At 64.0% G+C, this 353-nt stretch carries 1 protein-coding gene; it reads right to left on the bottom strand.

Features of this window, described 5'->3' with window-relative positions; translation table 11 throughout:
• Nucleotides 1-353, bottom strand: a 353-nt coding sequence (locus tag EN808_RS35390) for a molybdopterin cofactor-binding domain-containing protein (protein WP_145973049.1), incomplete at both ends; no start/stop codon positions are given.

Raw genomic sequence — 353 nt, 5'->3', positions numbered from 1 at the left:
CGACGCTCTTCCGATCTTGCCGATCAGCCGCGCCAGCTTGTCCATCTGCACCTCACGCGCGAAGTCGCCGATGGTCACGCCGAAGCCGCGCATGGCGGAGGAGGGGGTGCGGTTGGTGTAGACGCAGTAGGTGTCGATCCAGACATTCGGGATCGTGTAGGGCCCGGGATAGTGCGCAGCACCCTTCTGCGCGCCGTAGGGCGAATGGCGCGAATAGGCGCCGGCGTCGGTGTAGCCGGTCACTTTTCGCGCAACGATGCGGCCATCCTTCATGACGCCGTCCTTGATGACGACCTTCTCGGCCGCACGGGGTGACGAAATCTGCCTCTCCTCCTCACGGCTGTAGATGAAGG

Source organism: Mesorhizobium sp. M8A.F.Ca.ET.165.01.1.1 (assembly GCF_004792065.1).
In the GTDB taxonomy this organism is placed as follows: domain Bacteria; phylum Pseudomonadota; class Alphaproteobacteria; order Rhizobiales; family Rhizobiaceae; genus Mesorhizobium.
Note: the sequence above shows the minus strand (reverse complement) of the source record. Positions and strands in the feature narration are given on the sequence as shown.